The organism is Sphingobacterium sp. UME9 (assembly GCF_014170215.1).
Taxonomy (GTDB): domain Bacteria; phylum Bacteroidota; class Bacteroidia; order Sphingobacteriales; family Sphingobacteriaceae; genus Sphingobacterium; species Sphingobacterium paramultivorum.
In genome coordinates this window covers 1,113,849-1,136,859 of sequence record NZ_LZZP01000013.1, presented here as the reverse complement: position 1 = coordinate 1,136,859, position 23,011 = coordinate 1,113,849, and the positions used below count along the sequence as shown (strand labels likewise).

Below are 23,011 nucleotides of genomic sequence, written 5' to 3'. Positions count from 1 at the left end.
CAATTATTTGGTAGGTGCATTATAAAGCGCCTGATGTGCAGCTTTCAATTCTGCTTCAGGCATTTTGACAACTTTACGATCATAGGTCATCAAACCATTTGTTTCTACTTCCACATCTGTTGTCTGTGTATAAACAGCGGCAGACAATCCCATTGGAATTAGACGTGTCAAGTCATGAATCAGACGTTTATAGCGCTCCAATAATTCCGATTTATTTTTAAAACTTTGGTATCCCCAGTTGTCTTTTTGTTGCCAGGAGTGCCCATCGATCGGTAATCCCAGACCACCAAACTCACCCAATGCAAGCACTTGTTTGGCGCCGAATAAATTTGGATCAGGCATAGCTGCATCGGGATAATTGTGGATATCCAAGATATGTCCAGTTTCCATAAAGTTACCACCGCTGGCACTATTTACGAGTCTTGAAGGGTCATTGGCCATTGTCCATTCCGTTATTTCCTTCGTTTTGAATTGCCCCCAAGCCTCATTAAAAGGTACCCAAATAACGATGCTTGGATAGTTGTGCAATACCTCCATAATAGTTTTCCACTCTTTTCTGTAGTACCCTTCAGATTCCTGCGAACGTACTTTATCCCTATTTCCTCCTGAAATCTTTCCCGGTTGCATATCCCAATGGTTTCCGCCAAGATCGCCGCTAGGCATATCTTGCCAGACAAGCATACCTATACTATCGCAGTAACGGTACCAGCGCGCCGGTTCTACTTTGATATGTTTACGGATCATATTGAATCCCATTTCCTTTGTTTTGACAACGTCAAACTTCAGCGCTTCATCCGTTGGTGCTGTATGTAGACCATCTGGCCACCAGCCTTGATCCAATGGTCCATATTGGAAGGTAAACTTATTGTTTAACATTAAACGTTGAACGCCATTTTCGTCTTTCTGCATGGCTATTTTCCGCATGGCAAAATAGCTTTTCGCCTGATCTACGACTTTTCCTTTTCGAATCAGCTGAATTTCTAGATCATAGAGCTTAGGGTTGCTTGGGGACCATGGCTCCAGGTTAGGTACCGAAAGATCGAAAGATGTATTCGGTTGTCCTATTTGTTCTTTAATAACCTTTCCGCCATCCAATGCACGCACCTTTATTTCGTCACCGGCTTGACTTCCTTCTACGGAAGCCTGAAAGGCCAAGACTCCATCGTCCAAACGCGGAGTCTGTTTGGTACTCACAATGTAAGTTTGGGGGACACTTTCTAACCAAACGGTCTGCCAAATTCCCGTCACTGGTGTATACCATATACCATTCGGCTTGTTCACCTGTTTACCCCGTGGTTGTGGACCATCGTCAGTCGGATCCCATACCCGAATAGCTATTTCCTGTTTCGCTCCTTTCTTTAGGAAGCTTGTCACATCCATCGAAAATGGATCAAAACCACCTTCATGTCTTCCGACCAATTGGTTATTTACATACACATCACATTGCCAATCTACGGCACCGAAATGCAACAGGACCTTATTTTTATTGACAGACTTGTCCAATGTTATAGTATTATTATACCATAACGCTTTATCTTTCCCGACCTCTTTACCAACACCGGACAATGCCGATTCAATAGCAAAAGGAACAAGGATATTTCCGTCCCATTCACGAGGAATCTCTTTAGTACCTACTGGAGTGACAGCATATTTCCATAGTCCATTTAAATTCTGCCAGTTATTGGCTCTGGTTAATTGTGGTCTAGGATACTCAGGATGTGGCTTTTGTGCCGTTACTTTCTCGCCCCAAGGGGTTAATATATGTGACCCTGCGGGTTTCCAATCCTGAGCAAAGTTCAATTGTGCTGCCATCATCAAACTGGCAAAAAGTAAGGTTTTCTTCATCATAAAAAATCGTTAAGTCATTTATTTATATATCGTATTTACATTATTTCACAGTTGGAAAAGCAGCAATGCGCAAACGTGCTGCTCCCATGGGAATCAGTTCAACTTCCTGCACCTCACCCTTGCTTTCCACCGGACTCAGGGGCAATACGCCCGTTAGTCCATTTTCATCAATTTTCCATCCATCAATACGTTTCGCTTTCACAAGAATCGAAATAGGTACTGCTTCTGCGTCGAAAGGAAATGCATCTTTAGGCCATGGCCGTTTGACCACTTTTAGTTGGTCAACAGCTTGTAGCTGATTTTGTACAAGTCCGTAATTCCAGTCACTTGCAGGAAGGATTTCATAGGATGGCCATTTTGATGGATCTGCAGTCTCCTGCCATTTAGAATCCCCAATTGCCGAAGCCTTACTATCCTTTTTCACATAATTCTCTTTGATTTTGAGTGCATAGGTCAATGGTCCACGCTGGATACTAACTGAATTTTTATTGGCAGCCCATGTTTTCAGATCTATGGTCATCGGTAAGGAGAGTTCGACCTTGTCGCCGTCTTTCCATTTCCGTTCAATCCGAATATATTTTGCTCCAGCTTCTATAGCCTGACTTTTACCATTAACCGTTACTTTGGCTTGTTTCGCCCAGGCAGGTATACGGAGATAAAAGGGAAAATCAACTGTTTTACCCTGTGTTCCTATTTCAAATCGCAGCGATTCTTCAAACGGATAATTGGATTCTTGTCTGATCTGAATGGATTGATTGTTTCCGACTTTGATTTCAGCTTTTGATGCGGCATAAAGTACTGCCGCAACACCATTATCATTCGTTGCCATATACAGATGCTCCGCATAATATGGCCAGCCCTGACTGTGATTATGTTGACAACAACGTGAACTGAAGGGGTTCATCATTAAAAATGGCCCATTATTATCAATCCCAGGAGCATGATTATGGCTATCGCTGATAGTCATATTAGGGCTCGTGATATAGCGTAATGCTTTAAAATCGGCTGTCACAGCGGCTGGATAGGTATTAAAAGCAACTTCTTCCGCATGATCCGCCCAAAAAGGATCGCCTGTTATCCCGAGAAGGATTTCATTGGAAGCCATCTGCTCCACCATTCCACAGGTTTCCACTCCCTGACGGGGATCGGTATATCCCGGACGTGCATTTTCATCGGCACCGAACATGCCGCCCGGAACCTGACCAAATACTTGTCTGACAAAATGAAAATTATCGTAGGTTGCGTTAAGATCTGCAGTCGATTGGCTTTTCAGATAATAGGTTGCTGGCTCTCTAAAACACTGCGCTACGTTGACATTATGCCAATTGGGCAAATCATCTTTCTGCCGCCAATTGGCTGTATTCCGATGGATTTTATCCGCTAAATCCATCAACCATTCATTACCTTGTGTTCTGTTATAGAGCCAATATACGGATAGCAAATTGTCACCACCACGACTGTTTTCCCAATAATCCTTGAGAAAAAAACTATCCGGCAAATTGGCCTGCCATTTAAAATAATTGGTCATCAACGTTAAAACACGTTGGTCACCGCTATATTCATAATAGGATTGCAAACACCATAGCATCAACATATTCCCCCAAAGATCAGGTTTGTTATTACGCAGGATCAATGGCCCAAAGTATCCATCAGGACGCTGGCTTTTTAGCGCAGCCTCTAACCAGAGTTTTGACTCTGCTATTATCTTAGGATCTTTCAAGATGTAGCCCAAATTAGCGTAGCCTTTTAACCAATAAGGAACTTCTTCCCAGCCATAATCTCCTTTCCCATCTGTACTTAACCAAGCATTATTTTTTTTGGACAACCAGGCACTAATTTCTCCCAAATGACCTGTAAGACCATCTTTTTGCAACTCGAGATACTTCCCTAACCAGCCTTCAGGCACGATACTACCCACCGGCAATTTCAGCAAGACATTTTGTTTTAACGGAGCCCTATTGTTTATATATTGTGAGTTCTTACCTGTTAAGGGCAATTGGTTTACGGAAGTCGCAATTCCGGATTGCGCCGACGCAGCTAAACCAAGCCCCATTAATAGGCTTAAAAAGCTAATTCTTTTAATCATTGTTATTTCAATTTCTTAGGTGAACTATCGTATAGCGCCTCGGTGATACCGCTTATCTTCAAGCCCACACGCGCATACACTGCAGCGCTCTTGGTCAAAATATCTTTGATATCAAGTTCCAAGTCGACATGGCCCGAACTAATTCCAGTTTTTTCCATCTTATAGGTATATTGGCCCAAATCCACGAATTTTGTATCATTGACCAATAAAGTCGCAAAATCAATCGTTCTTGAAGCATCTATCGTCTTGACGTCAAAAGAAGCTTTTAGCATATTCCCTTGGACATCATAGGTAATATTACTCATGGTATAATAAGGTTTAACTGGGTACTCGATACTTGTATTCCCCCGCACATCAACCAGCACTGTATCCGCACTATTCAACCAGGGGCCATTTCCGCTGGTTGCTACCAATTTGTACTTCCCATCAAACAGCTTTGTAGCAAATGAACCGTCCTGCGTCACATACACATTAATAGCAGATCGAAGCGGAAAACCATCTTGCCATAGTTGAAGTGAAACGGACTGGTTTGATCCTCTTACTCCTAGAGGTTCTGAATTATAGGTTACATGACCACTTAATGTACTTTGTGGCGCATCATAATTATCTTTGCCACAAGCAAAAACACCCAAGAGCAAACACAAACTGACTATTAATTTACAAAAAAAAGTTTTCATAAGAGTAATGCTATTGATAAGGATTTCGGACTAACTTCGGATTGTTATTAATCCAATCTTGATCGATGAAATTATAATAGTTCTGATATTTAAAATTTCGTGGATAGAGTGTATGACTCGATTTCTGTTTCTCAAAAATCCACTTACCATCATTAGGATCCCCCGGAGCATATATTTTGTATGGAAATAGGGCATAGTGTACCGCGTTGTAATTATCAGCGCTTCCATTCCAAATTTCATGAGCAATTCGCAAACGCTTCAGATCCCAATAACGATGATCTTCGAAGGCAAATTCAACCCGGCGCTCCTGAATAATATCATTCAAGGAAATGGTCGTCAATGCCTGTATCCCCGCACGCTCCCTAATCTTATTGACATATCCCGTCAACTCGGCTTGTGGTTTACCAAGCTCTAGGCCTGCCTCTGCAGCGATCAACAAAAATTCAGCATAACGGAAGCGCACAAACCAAATATCCGACCCACGCCCACGAGTAGAGGCATCTTTATTTTCGTCGATAAATTTCCTGATATTAAATCCAGTTTTGTTGACATACATATCGTTGGAAGTCGTAGGTCCATCTTTGCTTGTAATAATTCCTCCGAATTTGGAATCTGAAGTACCGGGTATTGCGGTCATCGTCTTCCAAACACCTCCTTCTTTATATCTAACGCCTGCTTGGTAAGTGATTTTGGTACCAGCAAAATCAGCACCAGAGTAAATTACAGTACCATACAAACGCGCGTCTTTATGGGCGAATATCTCTTCGGGATTGTTATAGTAGATGTAATCTCCCGTAGCAGTCTTCGTTTTCAATGCTCCATTTCGATCATCTGTATATTCAAATGCTTCCACCAAATTTAAAACAGGCGTAACAAAATTGGCATCAATATCTCCACGGACGGATGAGGCAATGTTATTGTTGGTGAAAAAATGTGTTTCACCTGGATACGCATAATCCTTAGCCCAAATAACTTCATTGCTACTTGATTTTGAACTTACAGCAAGATAGAAGTTCTTTCCTTTATCGGCATTTCCATTATAGAGGGCATAAGGGCTATTGTTGATAATATCCAATGCTGATTCGTAAGCAATCTCGTAATATTTATTGGCGTCCGCCGCAGGGATTCCCACCTCGTTACCTGCTGTTTTGACGTCTGGCGTTTTATAGTTATACTTCGCTATTGAGGCGGCGTACAGACTTGCCCGCGCCTTAAGTGCCAAAGCTGTCCATTTATTAGCTCTAGCTGAATTTATGGTTTTCTCTGTACCGAGCATTTTAGCGGCTTCGGTACATTCGTTAATCACGTAATTATAACTCTCTGCTTCTGTTGATCGCGGTGTCTGCAACTCTGCTGGATCCATGCCGCCAGTATAATCATAGATCTTATCACCCACCAAAGGAACTCCGCCCAAACGCTTGATCATATTAAAGTAGGTCCAAGCACGAATAAATCTGGCCTCGCCTTCGATGCTCTTTTTATTATTTTCGTCCAATGATGATTGACGAACACCTACGATAAATTGATTCAGATTGCGAATCAGTTCATAATCGTACATACGCCAAAAGTCATTCGGAAATTCCTGCATCGTATTGGGGCCACCGCTTGAAAATCCGGCCTCATCTAACATCGCAAAAGATCCATTGTCTCCAAATTGCTGTCCCCAGCTAATCCGCCCATAATAATTCGCTAGAACAGATTTTATCATATTCTGATCCGAAAATATCTGATCGTCGGTAAAAATAGCCTGTGATTCGCGTTCCAAAAATTTATTGCAGCTTGAAAATGTACATACGAGACATACACCCAATAAAATAACTTTCTTATTTATCATCTTATTAAAAAGTTAAGGTAACACCCACATTTATAACTCGGTTTGTTGGGTACTGAACGCCCGAATCACTTGTGATTTCTGGATCGATCTTCATATCACCCAAATTATCTATGCTAAACAGATTCTGCATCATGGTATATATCCTCAATTTCTGAATTCCTCGAGGTTTCATCCATTTCTCCGGTAAAGTATATCCGATCTGCAGGTTTCTTAATTTCAAATAGTTGACATTGGTAAGCCAGAAGTCGCTATGCCAATAATTACTATGATCTCTATTTCCTTTAATTAATGTAGGGTACTTTCCTGGGATCAATGCACTATTTGGATCCGTAATATCGCTCAGCATCCACTGGTTTTCCATATAGTATTGCGGATTGTTGCCACCATCATGGAAAGGGAAAACAGCTTCATAACTGGGATTAAAAGAAGCAAAAGCTGCTCCGGTGAAATCCATTGCCAAATCAAATCCCTTAAATTGGCCGCCAAGGTTAATTCCGTAATTGAAATAAGGAAGACCGCCTTGTCGATATCCGATTGGCCGTTCATCCAGCTCATTGATCACTTTATCGCCATTAATATCTTCATACTTAATATCACCCGGCCGTAATGATGAGTTACCTTTACGGTCATTGTCTATATCATAATTAGCAATTTCTTCCCACGACTGGAATTGTCCAATGGAATGTAATCCCCAATTGAGAAAGGCATAACGATCATAGATCGATTTTCGATATTGATCCAAAGAGTTTCCAAAACGTGGTTTATATTGTTCGCCGTCAGTTTGCCGTGCGAAAGTGAAATTACCACCTACGAAATAGTTAAATCCATTGACGCTACTCCGCCACATTAATGATCCATCGATACCTTGATGAATATCCGAATTCAGATTTTCATAAGGTAAACTAAAACCTACTTCATTCGGTATCAATACATCTTCTCGCTTGGCAGGCAGTCCTGTTCTTTTTCGACGGAAGACATCTACCGAACCTGTTAATTTACCTTTTAGTGTGCTAAAGTCCAAACCAACATTTAGCATATGGGCCTGAATCCAAGAAAGCGTTTTAACGGGAAGGCCACGTGCTTGAGAACCGATAACATACTTCCCGTCAATTGTTGAGCCGACGATATTTTGATAGCCATCACGGACTGGTTTTCGGAAATAATTATATCCACTTAGATAACCAAAAGCAAAATATTCCCAGGCATCCAAATTATCATCGCCCAATACACCGTAAGATCCCCTTAACTTCACATCGTCAAATACCTTTCTCATACCTTCAGACCAGAACTTTTCAGATGAAACACGCCAGCCTGCAGATACCGAAGGAAAAAATCCCCATCGGCTTCCTGGCGCGAATTTCCATGAACCGTCATAGCGTGAAGAAAGCTCCAAAAGATACTTCTGATCATAATCATAATTGACCCTGCCTGCAAAACCGGCTCTCGCCTGGGTATTTACCCCGGTATCATTGTAGGTATCCATCGTCTGAAAATAGATCAAACTCAAGGCATTAGAGGCTGGACGATCGTGTACATAAACATCTGGATTATCCCTTTTTATGGACTCAGCAGCAAGCACGGCATTGATTCCATGTTTACCGAATCGCTTGTTATAATTTAAGGTAAATTGGGTTGAGATTTCTTCAACCTGCGAAATAGATCTCTCCCGCCAAGGGTTGTCCATGCTAAAAGTTACCGGGTACGTATCTGTCTTCTCATCGTAGCCATATAGTTTATAGGTAAACTCCTGATTATCCATCCATTTATTGGCCAGATAATAGCCTACTGTTCCCTTAGCGATCAAATCATTTGTGATCTTATATTCCGCATTAAAATTTAACTGCATCACCCGCCATTTTTCCTGATAAGTACCGGACAGATCATAATTCAGCATCGCAAAGTTAGTTTCCGCATTGGGCGATGTCTGCGTTGGATATAAAGGATTGTCGTTGGCAAAAGGCCGTGCAGTGGGCAGGTTGCGATATATCGCAAATAAAGCCTGCCAAGTATCGTCAGCACCAGGTACGCCCGGTTGTTTGCGCTGTTCGATCCGCCCATTCAAATTGGCACCAATCTTTAATCGTTTTGATACATTCGCGTCAATATTCATCTGCACATTGGTACGATTGAAGCCGCCGTAATTACGGATGATGGACTGCTGGTCCAGATGCCCTACACTCAGGTAATAATTAATTTTTTCGGACCCACCACTGACATTACCCGAGATATAAGTTTGTGGGCTAGTTTTGAGAATATAATCATACCAATCAAAAGGACGATATCCCTTCTCGGTACCTTGTTGCCATTTTTCGAGATCTGCCAACGTATATTGTGGATGTTCAGTTCCGAGAATAGCATCAGACTGAATATAGCTTTTGATATAAGTACTGGCATCGGCTGGCTTGGGAAAACGAAACATACTCTGCCAGCCATAATATGAATTGATATTAAAGGTATTATTATCGCCACGCTTCCCCTTCTTTGTCGTCACCACAACAACACCGTTGGCAGCACGCACACCATAAATAGCAGCAGACGCATCCTTTAATACCGAAACCGATTCAATATCATTGAAATCTAAATTATTGAATTGCCCTTCATCCTTTTGAACACCGTCGATCACATATAAGGGTGTCCCCATATTGCGGATACTGATTCCTGTTGGAGCTCCCGGACGTCCATCCGACATCCGGCTGTTAACACCGGCGATCTTCCCTACTAAGGCTCCAGACGTTGTTGTAGCAACAGATCTGGAGATATCCTGAGAAGAAATTGCGGTGATTGCACCGGTAACGGATTCTTTCTTCTGCGTACCGTAACCTACAACGACCACTTCATCAATGCGCGAATTTTCATCTTCCAAAGTGATTGCCAAGTCAGCAATTGCCGTCACTTCTTTGGAAAGGTAGCCTACAGATCTTACGGTCAAAAGTTCACCGGCATTGACACCTGTCAGGTTAAAATTACCTTTCGCATCTGTTGAGACTGCAATATTGGGTTTTGATTTCAATGCGACCGTCGCTCCTACAATAGGATTGCCATCCTTATCCTTAACAACCCCTTTTATTGCTTTTTGCAACTCGATCCCCTCTGAAGAAACTGGAATTAAATTAGCTCCCTTTGCTAAGGGGATAAAACTGCTCGCACAGCAGAGCAATGTAGCAGATATTGGCAGACATTTAAGACCCTTAAACATACCTAGATTGATTAGTTTGTATAATTGATTTGTCCAAAATTAAGGTATATTCAATCGTACAGACTTTCGTTTTTTCTCAAAAAACTGCCTATTTGTATCAAATAAATAAAATAGACCTAAAACGTTTTAAAGTCTATTAAAAAGAGAAAGCACACCTCTTTTCAGTGGTGTACTTTCAAACCAATCATTATTAAATATGTATTATTTTACCGAAAAACGATACAGGGATTTCGTTTGATAAACTTGCCCGGGGTTTAAGACAGTTGTTGGAAAATTAGGTTGGTTTGGGGCATCCGGAAAATGCTGCGGTTCGAGGCAAAAGGCCGTACGAAAGGAATCTTTTTTTCCATTCTTCAATTGCACCTGCTCGTTCATGAAATTACCACTGTAAAATTGTATTCCAGGTTCTGCGGTCAGAATATCCATAACAATACCCGATTTATCTCCAATCACGTGAGCTGCTTTGTACCACTCGCCATCTTTCTCCTTGCTTAAGACAAAGTTGTGATCATATCCCTTTCCAAAGCTCAGTTGCTGATCATTGGCATTAATATCTTTTCCTATTGGTTTCAAGGTTGTAAAATCAAAAGCTGTTCCCTTTACCGGTGCTAATTGCCCTGTTGGTATGAGTGTACTATCCACTGGTGTGTATTCATTCGCAAACAATTGAAGCTGATGATCCAGAATTGTACCGCTTCCTTCACCATTTAAATTAAAGTAAGCATGGTTGGTCAAATTGATCACCGTCTTTTTATCGGAAGTAGCACGATAGGCAATCATCAATTCATTATTATCGTTAAGCGTATAGGTCACTTCCATCTGGATGTTTCCTGGAAAACCCTCGTGTCCATCAGGTAAGGTGTAAGCAAAAGTTAGAGACGATTTATCTGACGATTTTAATGTCCAATTGGCAAAATGCACACCTTTAAAACCTCCATGCAGTGTATTAGGACCGTTATTTACCGCCAATGTATAGGTTTTATCATCCAACTTAAATTTTCCCTTAGCAATCCGATTACCAAAAGGCCCTACAATAGTACCAAAAAATGGTTCTTTGGGATTATTATAATCAGCCGCTTTAGAAAAACCCAAAACAACATCGCATAACTCACCCTTATTGTCAGGTACCCATAATCCCACTAAACGTGCACCAAAATTGGTAAAATAAGCTTGTACGCCATTTTTATTGCTCAGTTCATATAGATAAGCCTGTTTTTGATCAATAGTTCCGCTGAACTGTGCGGTATCCATGTAGGCCGATAAAGAATCTGCTTTTGAAGTTTTGGAACCAGTCGATTGCTGACAAGACACACAAAATGCCAGCATTGCAGAAAGACCAAGCAAGGTCAATTTTCCTCTCATTCGTAATATTTTAAATGGTTTATAATCTTTGTTTAGATAGAACTTACGTCCTTTTCTAGATTTTTTATAATTTTAACGCTTACAATATATAAGCTAAAGTCTTAATTTTTTCAGAAATTTTAAGATTAAATTGTTTCATTTTAGCACTATTTTGTATCAATAACCAAATGATCATGATCAACCTAAAGCCTTTACGTCTTCTATTTTTTCTGTTGCTTCCCTCGTTGCTCTATGCGCAGCCCTATTATTTCAATCATTATCAAATCAATGAAGGATTGTCTAACAATGCTGTCATTTGTAGCATGCAAGATAGTCAGGGTTTTCTTTGGTTCGGGACAAAAGATGGATTAAATCGTTTTGATGGTAATAATTTCAAACATTTTGATGCGTCAAAATCTGGAAAAAATAGCCTGGGGGGCAATAATATCATCTCATTGAAAGAAGATTTTCGAAAGAGAATTTGGATTGGTACAGATCAGGGAATCTATTGTTACAACCCCGTCGATGAACAATTTAGATTACTGAGTAAACAATTTGAAAATGCGGACGTCCCCGTTATTATTACCGATCAACGCAAAAGGATCTGGTTTATATCAAATGGAATGCTCTATTGCCATGATTTAGTTAGTCATGCAATTCAACAATTTACAAAATCAGATCTGTACATTACATCCATCAGCTGCACAAAAAGTGGAGCTGTATTTTTTGGAACTCCTGAAGGCAAAATCTTCCAAATAGGTCCTTCCGGAAAACCCGTACTCATGCTTGACTTTCAAGCAAAATATGGTGCTAAGGATTGGTTTAGTATTGAGAAAATAATGGAAAACCGCGACGGAGACTTATTGATTGGTACTTCAAAAACTGGAGTATACAGCTACCGATTTAAAGACCAGTCTTTAAAGCCCATACTTGGCCCGGATCAACTGCATCAATTTCTCTATGTCAGAGATATTATACAGCCAAATGATCATGAATATTGGTTTGCAACGGAATCCGGCCTTTTTATTTATCAAATTGCTAGCCGACGTTACATCAACATTCAGAAAGAGCAAGAAAACCCTTGGGGTATATCTGACAATGCCATTTATAACATCCTACAGGATAAGGATGAGGGTATTTGGCTGGGAACCTATTTTGGTGGGATTAACTATTATCATAAGAACAATAGTATCATCGAAAAATTCCTCCCACAAGATCGCCCCGGGAGCCTAAAAGGCTCTGTTGTACGCATTATTAAAAAAGATATCGACCACAATATATGGATAGGCACCGAAAACGGAGGCCTATCTAAACTGGACATCCAGTCGGGTAAGATTCAAAATTTCTCCGATAAACAGGGGAATCTGGCAAACAATAATATCCATGGCATACTTCCCATTGGTGATAAACTACTGATCGGTACCTTCGTCAATGGTCTGGACATATTTTCACCAAAGCTTCAAAAAGTAATCTATCATATCGATCGCAACAGTGCAACATCGTCCGATCTCCAAAGTAATTTTCTCTTTTATCTCTATAAAACTCGGAAAGGAGAAATTCTCGCGGCGTCAACGCGTGGATTATACCGCTTTGATCTCGAAAAAAAATCTTTCCATCTGATTGATAATGTCCCTGAATACATGTTTTACACGACTATTTTGGAAGATAAAGAGGGGAATATCTGGGTAGGTACATGGCGCGATGGGTTATTTTGCTATAATCCTACAACAAAGTATTTCAAGCATTTTACCCATAGCCAGAACGATCCCAATTCCTTGCCTAACAATAGGGTCAATAGTCTATTTGAGGATTCAAAAAATCAAATTTGGATCGCCACTGAAGGTGGAATGGCTAAGAAGAAATTAAATCAGGACAGTTTTGAAAACATTGGCCTGGAAGAAGGAATGCCCAGTAACGTAACGCTCGCATTTTTAGAAGACAAACAACAGAATCTCTGGGTAAGTACCTCTAAAGGGCTGGTGCGCTATCATCTGCCCAATGGCAGAAAACGGATCTTCAACTTGGAGTCAGGCCTACCGACGATTCAATTCAATTATAATTCATCTTTTGATGATAACAATGGGAACTTCTATTTCGGTACCATCAATGGGCTTATACGTTTCAACCCGGAAAAACTGAACCAAATTAACTATAAGAATCAAATACCGATTTATATCACTAATTTTTACATCAACAATAGAGCGATCAATCAATATACCGATGCAAGTATTCTATCCAAATCAATCCTATTTACAAAAAATATCAAACTAAAACACGACGAATCATCCTTCAGTCTTGATTTTGCGGCATTACACTACCAAGCCCCACACTCTATTCACTATAGTTATAAAATGGATGGTCTTGACGACAATTGGATAGACATTACAAGCAATCAACGCGCTTATTTCACCAAGTTAGCTCCCGGCAATTACGTTTTTACGGTAAAAGCGGAGGATCCAAATGGTAACACAATTCCCACCTTTGCTAGTCTTAAAATCACTATTCTTCCTCCTATTTGGGCAAGTATACCGGCTTTTGTTTGCTACGCACTAATCCTTATGGGGCTCATTGTATTTGTGATTCATCATTTCAATGAAAAGATCAAGCAACGCAATCGACAACACCTTCTAACCGTACAAAATCTACGTGAGCAAGAACTCTACCGCTCAAAAATCAATTTTTACACCGATGTTGCCCATGAAATACGCACACCGTTGACATTGATCAAAGCCCCCTTAGAGAAGCTTATGGATAAGGTAGATCACAATCCTGTAACAGACAAGCTATTATTGACCATGCAGAACAATACGGAGAAGTTGATTGCGCTTAGTAACCAATTACTGGATTTTAGACAGGTCGAAACGGAAGGATTCAAATTACACTTTGAGTCAGAAAACATAAGCCAAACGGTTCAGGAAATCATCAACAATTTTACGGTCACACTCCAGGCACAGGGAAAGCAGATTGTGTCGCACATTATGCCAGATATTATAGGTCAAGTCGATATCGACGCATTCGACAAGATTTGTTACAACTTATTGAATAATGCCCTTAAATATTCCTCATCCTATATTGAAGTGAATTTGAATATGGATAAACAGAAAAATATCTTTATATTGACCGTGAAAAACGACGGAGCTTTAATTCCTTCAGAAGAAAGGGAAAGAATTTTTGAACCATTCAATCGTTTAAAGCAAAATAAGAATGTTCCCGGAAGTGGTCTAGGCTTGGCGTTGACAAGATCCCTAACCTTAAAACACCAAGGTACCTTGTTATATAATACAAACGACCTCCAATTGAACGTATTTAGCTTGACGTTACCTTTGAATCACAATACAAACCCATAATTATGAATGCCAAATCCAATTTATTATTAGTAGATGATCATACCGAACTGCTTGAATTTATTGCGGATGATCTCAATGAGGATTATCAGATAACGACGAGTTCTAATGGAAGGGAAGCCCTAGATTTATTAGCCTCTGAATATTTCGATCTGATCGTCAGTGATGTAATGATGCCAGAAATGGATGGTTTTGAGCTCTGTCAAAAAATTAAGGAAGATATCGCTTATGCACATATTCCAGTTATACTTTTGACAGCAAAAAATAGTATTGAATCAAAAATTCAGGGTTTAGAATTTGGTGCCGACGCTTACATTGAAAAACCTTTTTCGCCCGCTTTTTTAAGAGCACAAATAGCGAGTTTATTAAAGAATAGAGTTAAGGTCAAGGAATTTTTCATTAAAAATCCGATGTCGCAAATCCAACAGATCGGGCAAAATCAAAGTGAACAAGAGTTCTTGCTGAAGATTGAAGAAATCATTATGCAACATCTCGATGATCCCCAGTTTAATGTCGATAGAATGGCCGATATTCTCTGCATGAGCAGACCTACACTCTATCGCAAAATCAATGTGGTATCCAGCCTATCACCCAATGAACTGATTAATTTAACTCGACTCAGAAAAGCAGCAGAACTGCTTATTCAAAAACAATATAAAGTTTACGAAATTTCTAATTTATTGGGATACAGCTCCGCTACTCATTTCTCACGTAATTTTCAAAAGCAGTTTGGCCAAAGTCCTACCGAATTTCAGGACGCTCAAACTGCTTTATCTAAATCTTGAACAAGCAAATAATCATATCTGAATAAAAATAGGTGTCCGTCCACGCGTGCACCTATTGTGTTGATTCAACTTGCGAAAGTGTTGCATACTGTGCTGCATAAGTGAACATGAACATTCCTTCCAAATCATTCTTACCTTTATCATTTGCCCAGCCTCCAAGCAAGTCATTCGGCAGAAATCCATCTTTCAAGAAGTGGGTATAGCCATAATCCAAGTTATCCTGAAAAGATTTTGCATACAGTCCAGCCTTGCTGTAATTGGGAGATATAGCGGTATATCCTCTTAACAACACGCCGTTAAACCAATTATTAAAACCATCTGTCGCATAGGTATAGTGCTCAGGAATCTGCTGCCCTAACTTTCCAAAATAAGTAAAAGTCGCATCGGCCAGTTTCTTGCCATCTTCTAAATAGCTTTTTGCTTTCGTAACACGATATAAGTCTGCTGCTCCGGAAATCATCGTGCCACTATTATAGGAAAATGCTGTTCCAACCGCTTTTCTGAGCTCAGTATTTTTTCGATATTGTACACCATTGACCGTTTCATAAGCTATCGAACAATCTGGAAAGCAATCACCCATCATATCAGCATAAACGCCTTTTTCATTAAGAAGATACACCTTTTGCCAGTCATAAATCCTTTTAGCATAACGGAGATAAAAATCGCTCTTCTTCTCTTTTTTAGAAATACGGGTTAATTTATCTTTCTGATCAATGGAATGCGTAACGATTTGGTCTCCTTTCTTTTTATAGATTTCATACAATGCAACAAGCGGACTAATAATCGGTGCATTGCTACAGGCATGCTTAGTTACATATCCTGGACCCCAAGGAATTCCGCCATGCTCTTTCCCTTTCTCATCCAAAGTACAATCCCAACCATCAAGAACATAAGCAGTAAGGTATTCAGCTTCTTGCAAATAACGTTCTTGCCCAGTCAAGTGATAGGCTTCCAATAATTCCCGTACCAACCACATCTGATCATCATAGACATTCAAAACTCCCGTTACATTTGCTTTTCCTTTTTCTCGAACGCGATCGACAGCATACACCGTCCATTCTTTATGTTGTGTAAAAGATGTTAGCGTAAATGTCCCTAAATAATAAGCTGCATTTGCATGAAGCTTAGCCAATAAATCCACATAGCGGGAATAATACTTTCCGTAAAGCTCGGTATTACCTGCCTTTTGTTGCTTTTTCAAGCCGCTCAACACAGCATTTACAGCTTCTATGGAAGCAGAGTACATCCATACACTCGCTTTTTCTTCGGATCGAACCTGCGTAAATGGATTATAAAAACGATGCATTTTGAAATCTTCACCAGAAAAATAGACTTCCATTGACCGATCAATCAATTGGATCGCCCGTAAAAGATTCTGTTGGCTTTTATGTTGATCATGTACTGATCTTTGGCTGTGCAATTCTTGCGCACACACCTGTTTCACACAGAGGGGTGATACTGACAGAGAAATTAGAGAGAGTGCCCAAAAAGGCCGGATGGAAAAGAATTTGATCATGATACGGTTTTAAATTGATTAAGTAGTCTTTCATGCGCTTTGGTAGAGCGTGATAACCGAGGTTGAAGATAAGCATTTTTTGGACAAAAAAAATCGCATTTTTTGAAATGCGATTAAACTATTTGCCCTTTTGCTTAGTTAACCAAGAACTTTCTCGGTCAACTAAGCTGCCACTGGCTGACGATGACGATTCACAAATTGCTTTTTCAACAGATACAATTTGTAGTGGTCGTACAAACCAATGATTAAAAGAACAAAACAAACCACGTAAAATGTCTTATTCGATAAATAGGTGAATGAAATACCGCTCACAAGCCCTCCCATGACATAGGCTCCCACGATACTCAGCAGTAAATGGAATTTGTCGACCAACGCCTTATTGCTTCTGTTGGACTCCTTTGTGAACATCGAAATCAATATTGCTAAATCTGTCGTTAATCCTGTCAAATGTGTCGTTTTCACAACAGAATTGGATATGCTCGCTGTTAAACCATTTTGTAATCCCATTGCAAACAGCAATGCACCGACAAGTATCTCTGTTTCTTTCAAAGAATCTTCATAAAATACATCAAGATATATCCCGACAAATAATATACTCAGTATTTCCAATGCCAAGGGAATGGAATGTGTCAAATAGGAGCTAAAACGTCCTTTACCATGAATGATGATAAGATTCGAAAGCATACTTCCCACTAGAAAAAGTAAAATCCAAAATAGCACTACTGCACCTTGATACCAATTTCCTTTCGCAATCTCTTGCGCAAAAACAGCATAATAACCTGTTACATTGGATGTAAACGAGAAAAAGACAATGACAGATGCGACATTGACCATTCCTGCAGAAAACGCGGTAATTCCCCCCAACCTAATGTTATCTTGAATCGTCCTATGGTTACTATATTTTCTCAGCATACTTTTCCTTTCCTCCTTTTTTTAGCACAATTCGTGCGATTCCTTTCGTCTGCATATCCAAGTTAAGATGCAGTATCAATTGGTTTTTATTCAATTTTTGTATGACAAAGCTCTCTATAAGCTCATCATTTTTCCGAAGCTCAAGGATATGGCCTCGTCCCTTCAAAAACCAATTGTATTGTTTGTCCTCATGATGGGCAATAAAATTTTTGTCACCCATTTTTTCAAAATGCCATAATCCATCCTGCAAGGGTGGAAGGTGAGCGATTGCAGCATCTTTTATTCCCTCATGGATAACCGCCTGTTTTTTGAACGTTGGAGACTTCTCCACTTTCTCAAAGTACCAACCTTGCTCTTCCCACTCCCCTTCTAAAAGCCGCTCTGGGTTTTCATAAAACATAACCATTGAACTAGCTCCTAAAAGCAAAAATGACAACAAGACGAAGTTGAACCTCGCCAATATTTTTTTCTTAATAATTAACATCCCATTTCTTGTTAAAAAATAAATCCGCCAAGACATTTCCTCCTGTTTTGTTTGTCCCAGGTCTTGCTACAATCGAGACATTCTTCTGTTTACTTTTACTCAAGTGAAGCAAAGCCTGTCCGACGTCGAAAAAATGCCGTGTTCTTTTTTCAAATTCATAATCTGTGGGAACTTTGACTTCATCAATCCGAGCTCCGCGCAAATAATGTTGTAAATAATTGAGATTGTCAGAGCCGATGATATCTGTATAGATATTTAGCTTACGATTTTCATAACGATGACAGATCATCTGGCAGGCCTTCAAAAAATCCTCCGATTGAAGATTACTGAGTTGGTCATCCAATGTGATTCCCAATAGTTCGCTGATCGATGTACTGCTCTTATTACCATAGACAAGAATGATATCAAGTTCTTCGGCTGTCGATTGCTCTATACTATGAATCACAAAAAAAAGCGAATCAATCGTAAAATCACTTGGAATCAATACACGCATTGCCTTTGCCATATCCAATTATTTTTATACAAAATTAATAGGTCATCATGGCAACCGAATGAATCTGGAATTAACTTTCTATTAGAATTTTAAGACTTATATTAAAATGAGATTAAAAAAAAGGTGCAGATTAAAATGGGATTAAAATTTAGTTCCGGCTTTGTAATATAATTCCGCTAGTGCCTTTCTGTAGTCCGTAAAAAGCTTCTCTTGCTTGATCCGCATTTCGATCAGCTTGTTTTCCCTGTTATTGACAACAAATAAGGTGGATTCACCAAGTTCAAATTTATTCAATTCCCCTTTGAGCAATAATTCCTGGTTGCTGACATTTACCGATTGAAGCTTAATCTGCTCGCTGTAAGCATTTAAATCATTGTATTTTTTAACAACATCGTTGTGAATATTTCTTTCTGTTACGAGTTGTTCAAATTGTAGCTGATCTTGCTTAATTCTCACCTCTCTTAGTTTTCCACGTTCGCTACGGATAAAAAGAGGAAATGCAAATTCAAAACCTACCTTATAATTCTGCCAATTAAAATCATACTGCGGTGGTATAAAATCATTGAATCCCCGGCGACTCGAGATAAGTGTGCCCGAAACCGTAAATTTGGGTTTGAGCATTTCCTTTCGATAGCGTTCTTCAAATACGAGTTGTTGATTTTTACTCGCCAACTTGATCAATTCAGGATGAGCAATTTTTGCCGAATCAAGGAGCTCAGTGATTACTTTACTGTCTGGCAAAATAGCATTGCGCTCAATTTTTTGCGGTAAGGCATGCTCGGGAAGTTCTACAGGAAACTGTTGATCGTTCCATAGGTGATTGGACAATACAATTCTGGCATTCGCAAGTTCAGCTTCATATTTTGAAAGTTCTATCCGTCGCTCTTTTACAACGACGGAGGCTTCAATGGAATCGATTACAGGTTTATCCCCTAATATAGTCTGCTCACTGATCGCTTTAAACCGTTGATCAGCCAATTTTACACCCTCCAATAAAAGCTGATACTGCTGATAGGCAAAATACCAATTCCAGTAATCTGAAAGTGCCTGAAACCAAATCGCATTTATTTGCTTTATCTTTTCACCTTCCAGATAACTTATCATGGCCTTTGCTTGCTGTAGAGTATTTCTTCTGCTGTCAACGATCAGTCCCTGACCCAGCGGAATACTCACACCAATGGCTGACAGCCCTGCATTGTTCGTCCTTGATTGCGGGTTTGTATAATCACCAACATTTCTATCGTAAGCAATTTTTAGATCTGCGCCAGCTAACCAAAGTGGAATTTTCAACTCACTATTCCATTGATTGTAATAATCCGTATTGCCAAAATGCTTATTTTTAAAACTGGAGTTGATTGTTGGATCAAACTTCCCCAATGCCTGCGCCACTTGGGCTTTAGCCGTTTCACTCAATAGATTGACTTGTTTGACAATGGGATGATTCGCCATTAAAAGTTCCTCCATGTCATCCACTGTAAAAGTCTTTGTCGTTCCATTTCCCTTTTCTTGCGCTGGGAGCCGATGGAATAAGAATATACACAGCACAATAAAAATGAAATTCAATTTGCTCATAGGATAATCACTTTTTTCCACTTTCTTTTGGTTCACGTTCCAAACTCGGCGGAAAACCATTTAACTGCCGCCATATCTCGTACCATAAAGGAACTTTATTTAAAATAACTCTGCCATATGCACCTGAGCCCTGATTTAACTGAACAGGCCAAGGCTCATCTCCTTCCGGAACAGGATCTGCTGCACGTATCAAAATCCTAAATCGACCATTCGTACTACTCACCTTGTCAATGACCGAGACTTTGCCGGCAAAGGTACCCACCGCGACAGAAGGCCATCCGGAAAATTGGATCGATGGCCAGCCATCAAATTGTAGCCTTACATCACTTTCCGGCTCTATCAGTGGCACATCCATTGCGTTTACATAAAGTTCTACAGCAAGCAAAGGTGTTTTAGGCTGTAATGTCGCAACGGACTCACCCTCCTTCATATTTTCACCAATTCCTGCCTTAAAGGTTTTTACAATAAAACCATCTTGTGGAGCCCTCACGACATATAACCCTCGTCGGACATCAATATTGGATATCTCATTTCTCAGTTTGGCGATATCCCCTTGTACTGAGGCTTTGGAGGAAAAGGCGGAACTTAAATCAGACTGTGCTTTCGCCAATGATTCATTATACTTTGCGCGGATGTTGTTTAATTCGATACTGGCATTCGTTAATGATTGTCTTGAATTTGACAATTTGTTATCTGCACTTACAACTTTAGCTCGATCATTTTGCAGATTTAAGCGCCTTGTTTCAATATCCGTTAACGAAAATAAGCCGTCACGATACCCCTCTTCGTACCGTTTAAGCCGCTTTTCACTGGTCTCAAAAAAGCTCATGACAGCGACCAATTCTGCACTATCTATTTTTACCAGATTTTGAGATTGGATCACCTTATTTTTAGCTGACGCAAGCTGAAATTCCAAACCATTCCGTAAAGCCTGAATCTGTGCTTCAGTGGCTTTCATCTTTTGATTAGCGGCATCTTCTCCACTTCTTTTGGCATGCAATTGTTCTTCTAATCTCAAGGGTAGCATTGGATCAAAATAAGATTGTGCAGTCTCTGAAAGGACCAAAATTGTGTCACCTTTATTCACTTCCTGCCCTTCGGTAACCGCCCAATATTCAATGCGACCACCAATCTGATTTTGGATGGTCTGCGGTCTGTCTTGTGGACGTAAAGCGGTAACCGTTCCTACTCCAGGAATTGTCTGCCTCCATGGGAGAAAAAGTGCTAGTACAAAAACAATCCCAGAAAACACAAGAATTCGCCCCAAGACGAGGGATCCCCGCTCTTTCAATAACCTATCAACTGCATCATGGGAAAGATCTCTCCAAGAGAGCGTTTTCTGATTCGAACGATCCTTATTAATCAACATAAACTGCAGCGTCCTCCTCCAACGCAAGATCCGTTACAGCCGCCAATTTGACAACTCCAGTAAGCATATCAAAAATCGTATTCAAATTTGTCATCAGTTTTTCAATGGCATAACCAATTTGAACGATGACAACTTCAGCAGCAACAAATTGACCAAAAGTCATTTGCCGCTCAACAACAAAATAAGATCCAAGCAAGAGCATTGCTCCAAACAACAGGGTACGAAGTAGGACAGAACCAATAAAAAAACGCTTTAAAACCTTAAAATGATCGTTCCTCGCCTCTAAATACTTACTGACAATATAATCTGTTGTTCTTGTCACTTCGTTCATTTTCGTCTCATCACCGCGATAATGGTCAATTTGTCCGGCAACAGCCTCCAAATAGGCTACCGTCTCATATTTGTATTCAGACTCTTCAATACTTGTTTTCAACCCTCTTTTATAGTATAAAACAAGTATCGTAATAACAGAAAAAATGACAATAAGGCCAAAGGCTAGAAATGCTGGATGATAAAATGATAATAAGACCACGCTGAAGAAAATTGTCACCACCGCAGCGATGATATCGATCAAAAGTTTGATAATTCCCTTTTGAATAATGATAACATCAAAAAATCGGTTGACCAACTCCACAAGGTTTTTTCCAAGTAACTCTTTAGGTTTAATTCTTGGCAGGCGATAAGAAAATTCAACCGCCGATTTTAGAAAGATTTTCTGCTCTAAATACTCGACTAAGGTCAATTGTCCGATCAATAATACCCCGCCCACAATCACGCCAAATAACACAAAAGCAATTAAGATATAGGTAGAGCTATACATCGCTCCATTGCTTAAAAAATTAAAGATAGCTGTTATCCCTATTGGAATAGTCAAACTAAAAATACCGATGACGATGGCATAAATAAATATATAATTGATCGTTTTTCGTTCAGTATGTAATAAGCTAGCCAACCGTTGTAGAGGTGATGGTCCGCCTCGTATATGCCCCATAAAAATAGATAGAAGATAAGTTATAAATGATGAATTTCAGCTAAAAACAACAGTAAAAACTCCGATCGATCATTCTATTAGTCCGATTTCTCTGTTTCTAATACTTGGTTGTTCCTTAAATGAAATTGTAGAAGGAATTTGACTCTCGACTTTACGGAGTGCATTAGCGACATTAAAAAAATTACGTGTTTTCTTTTTATAGGTATAATCACGTGGTATTATGACCTCATTCACAGACTGTCCTTTGAGGTAATGCTGCAAATAATGACTATTATCGGTACCCAAAATATCCGAAAAAATACTGAGCCTACGGTTTTTATAGCGCTGATAGATTCCGCTACAGGCTTTTAAAAAAGATTCAGATTGAAGTGTTTCCAGTTGATCTTCCAATCCAATTCCGAGTAATTCACTCGCAGAAGTGCTGCTTTTATTGCCATACACAAGGATAATATCGATAGAATCAGCCATTGACTCTTCAATACTTTGACGCACAAAATGGAGTGAGTCAACTGTGAAATCACTAGGTATTAATATACGCGTTGTTTTAGCCATGCTTTTTTTTA

At 39.8% G+C, this 23,011-nt stretch carries 16 protein-coding genes; 2 read left to right on the top strand and 14 right to left on the bottom strand.

Annotation, left to right across the window (positions count from 1 at the left end):
* Positions 1-3: 3 nt before the first annotated feature.
* From A9970_RS23765 to A9970_RS23740, 6 genes are all read right to left on the bottom strand, one after another.
* Complete coding sequence (locus tag A9970_RS23765) at positions 4-1,848, bottom strand: glycoside hydrolase family 2 protein (RefSeq protein WP_259655465.1); 1,845 nt, start codon at positions 1,846-1,848, stop codon at positions 4-6.
* 40 nt (positions 1,849-1,888) lie between these two features.
* The gene (locus A9970_RS23760; RefSeq protein ID WP_182983985.1) at positions 1,889-3,934 is read right to left on the bottom strand and encodes a beta-L-arabinofuranosidase domain-containing protein; all 2,046 of its coding nucleotides are present in this window, start codon (positions 3,932-3,934) and stop codon (positions 1,889-1,891) included.
* A gap of 2 nt (positions 3,935-3,936) precedes the next feature.
* Positions 3,937-4,611: a DUF3823 domain-containing protein gene (locus tag A9970_RS23755; protein ID WP_182983984.1), complete on the bottom strand. Its 675-nt coding sequence runs from the start codon at positions 4,609-4,611 to the stop codon at positions 3,937-3,939.
* Between the two features lie 10 nt (positions 4,612-4,621).
* The gene (locus tag A9970_RS23750; RefSeq protein ID WP_182983983.1) at positions 4,622-6,445 is read right to left on the bottom strand and encodes a RagB/SusD family nutrient uptake outer membrane protein; all 1,824 of its coding nucleotides are present in this window, start codon (positions 6,443-6,445) and stop codon (positions 4,622-4,624) included.
* Positions 6,446-6,449: 4 nt separating this feature from the next.
* Positions 6,450-9,641 (bottom strand): TonB-dependent receptor, encoded by a 3,192-nt coding sequence (locus A9970_RS23745; RefSeq protein WP_182983982.1) that lies wholly within the window; start codon positions 9,639-9,641, stop codon positions 6,450-6,452.
* Between the two features lie 201 nt (positions 9,642-9,842).
* Complete coding sequence (locus A9970_RS23740) at positions 9,843-11,003, bottom strand: aldose epimerase family protein (protein ID WP_182983981.1); 1,161 nt, start codon at positions 11,001-11,003, stop codon at positions 9,843-9,845.
* A gap of 173 nt (positions 11,004-11,176) precedes the next feature.
* On the opposite strand from A9970_RS23740, the gene A9970_RS23735 reads away from it, so the two are divergent.
* Together A9970_RS23735 and A9970_RS23730 are read left to right on the top strand one after the other, a co-directional pair.
* A complete protein-coding gene (locus A9970_RS23735) occupies positions 11,177-14,329 on the top strand; it encodes a sensor histidine kinase (protein ID WP_182983980.1) in 3,153 nt (1,050 codons plus the stop codon).
* A gap of 2 nt (positions 14,330-14,331) precedes the next feature.
* Positions 14,332-15,111, top strand: coding sequence for a response regulator (locus tag A9970_RS23730; RefSeq protein WP_075993465.1), 780 nt, complete (start codon positions 14,332-14,334; stop codon positions 15,109-15,111).
* A 52-nt stretch (positions 15,112-15,163) separates the two neighbouring features.
* On the opposite strand, the gene A9970_RS23725 is transcribed toward A9970_RS23730, so the two are convergent.
* The 8 genes from A9970_RS23725 to A9970_RS23690 all read right to left on the bottom strand — a co-directional run bounded on the left by A9970_RS23725 (position 15,164) and on the right by A9970_RS23690 (position 23,000).
* On the bottom strand, positions 15,164-16,627 hold the full coding sequence (locus A9970_RS23725) for a glycoside hydrolase family 76 protein (protein WP_182983979.1): 1,464 nt from the start codon (positions 16,625-16,627) through the stop codon (positions 15,164-15,166).
* 162 nt (positions 16,628-16,789) lie between these two features.
* Positions 16,790-17,539, bottom strand: a complete 750-nt coding sequence (locus A9970_RS23720; protein ID WP_182983978.1) for a YoaK family protein — start codon at positions 17,537-17,539, stop codon at positions 16,790-16,792.
* Positions 17,523-18,023 (bottom strand): hypothetical protein, encoded by a 501-nt coding sequence (locus A9970_RS23715; RefSeq protein WP_182983977.1) that lies wholly within the window; start codon positions 18,021-18,023, stop codon positions 17,523-17,525. Before A9970_RS23715 ends, A9970_RS23720 begins: the two co-directional genes overlap by 17 nt.
* Positions 18,010-18,528 (bottom strand): hypothetical protein, encoded by a 519-nt coding sequence (locus tag A9970_RS23710; protein ID WP_182983976.1) that lies wholly within the window; start codon positions 18,526-18,528, stop codon positions 18,010-18,012. Before A9970_RS23710 ends, A9970_RS23715 begins: the two co-directional genes overlap by 14 nt.
* 129 nt (positions 18,529-18,657) lie before the next feature.
* Positions 18,658-20,088 carry a TolC family protein gene (locus A9970_RS23705; RefSeq protein WP_182983975.1) on the bottom strand — a complete coding sequence of 477 codons (1,431 nt, stop codon included), beginning with the start codon at positions 20,086-20,088 and terminating at the stop codon, positions 18,658-18,660.
* A 7-nt stretch (positions 20,089-20,095) separates the two neighbouring features.
* Positions 20,096-21,457 (bottom strand): HlyD family secretion protein, encoded by a 1,362-nt coding sequence (locus tag A9970_RS23700; protein WP_182983974.1) that lies wholly within the window; start codon positions 21,455-21,457, stop codon positions 20,096-20,098.
* Positions 21,447-22,448 (bottom strand): ABC transporter transmembrane domain-containing protein, encoded by a 1,002-nt coding sequence (locus A9970_RS23695; RefSeq protein WP_182983973.1) that lies wholly within the window; start codon positions 22,446-22,448, stop codon positions 21,447-21,449. Before A9970_RS23695 ends, A9970_RS23700 begins: the two co-directional genes overlap by 11 nt.
* Before the next feature lie 69 nt (positions 22,449-22,517).
* Entirely contained in the window at positions 22,518-23,000 is a 483-nt protein-coding gene (locus A9970_RS23690; protein WP_182983972.1) for a hypothetical protein, read from the bottom strand.
* Positions 23,001-23,011 lie beyond the last annotated feature (11 nt).